Source organism: Aeromonas australiensis, from assembly GCF_000819725.1.
In the GTDB taxonomy this organism is placed as follows: Bacteria; Pseudomonadota; Gammaproteobacteria; order Enterobacterales; family Aeromonadaceae; genus Aeromonas; species Aeromonas australiensis.
This window is the reverse complement of record NZ_CDDH01000047.1, coordinates 1-1,317: the sequence shown is the minus strand read 5'-3', so window position 1 is coordinate 1,317 and position 1,317 is coordinate 1. Positions and strand designations below refer to the sequence as shown.

1 protein-coding gene is annotated in these 1,317 nt (G+C 61.9%); it reads right to left on the bottom strand.

The features are described 5' to 3' along the window. On the bottom strand, positions 1-1,317 hold a 1,317-nt coding region (cydD, locus tag BN1117_RS07125; protein ID WP_040096069.1), incomplete at both ends, for a heme ABC transporter permease/ATP-binding protein CydD.

Sequence of the window (1,317 nt, the reverse complement as noted above, 5' to 3'; positions counted from 1 at the left end):
AGGCCGCCCGCCTGATCGCCGACCGGATAGTCGAGCCCCTTCTCCATGGCAAATTCCCACGCCTGTGCCCGTTTCAGGGCATCTTCCAGCTCGGCATCGCTGGCCGTTGGCTTGGCCAGCAGCAGGTTGTCGCGCAAGGAGGCGTGGAACAGCTGCGGGTTTTGCGAGAGCCAGCCCAGTTGCAGGCGCCACAGGCTCATGTCGAGGGTGGCGAGCTCCTGCCCGTTGACCTTGAGCTCACCGCGATAGGGGGCAAAGCCGAGCAGGGCGTTGACCAGCGAGCTCTTGCCTGCGCCGCTGACACCGATGAGGGCGGTACGCGAACCGGCTTCCAAAGTGAAGTCGATGGGGCCGACCAGCACCTTCCCTTCGGCGCTCAGTACTTCAAGACCTCTGGCCTCTACCTTGATCGGGCTGTCGGCATGGAACGGTGCTGTACCCGCGGCCGGTTCGCTCACCTCGGCTTCGAGGAATTCAAGCAGCTGTTCGGCAGCGCCGATGGCCTGCGCCTTGGCGTGGTAGTGGGCACCCAGTTCTCGCAGCGGAGCGTAGAATTCGGGAGCGAGAAACAGCACGAACAGACCGGTAAAGAGGGTGACCTTGACCCCGTAGCTACCAAAGTTCAGATGGTCGATATAAGAGAAGCCGAAGTAGACGGCGACCAGCGCCACTGCGATGGCGGCGAAAAACTCCAGCACGGCGGTACTGAGGAAGGCCAGGCGCAGCACCTCCATGGTGCGTTCACGAAAATCTTCCGAGGCATCGCGAATGGCATCGCCTTCTGCTTGGGTACGCATAAAAAGCTGCAGCGTGCGCAGCCCCTTCAGGCGGTCGAGGAAGTGGCCGGAGAGCCGCTCGAGTGACTGGAAATTGCGGCGGTTTGCATCCGCCGCCCCCACCCCCACCAGGATCATGAACAGCGGGATCAGCGGTGCCGTGCCCAGCAGAATAACACCAGCGGCCCAGTTGACCGGGAATACGGCTACCAGAATGACCACCGGAATAAAGACGGCGATGGCCATCTGCGGCAGATAGCGGGAGAAGAAATCCTGCATATTTTCAATCTGCTCCAGCAACAGGCTGGCCCAGCTACCGGCCGGGCGGCGCTGGATATAGGCAGGGCCGAGACGACTCAAGCGAGTGAGCACCAGCTGGCGGATGGTCTGGCGCACCGCGCTACCCGCCTTGAAACTGGCCACTTCGCGGCCGTAGGCCAGCGCTGCTTTGCCAAGGGTCACCAGCAGCAGGGTAATAAAGAGCGTGATGGATTGCTCAGGTATTGAGCCTTCGATGATAAAGCCGTGCAACAGGGTCGCC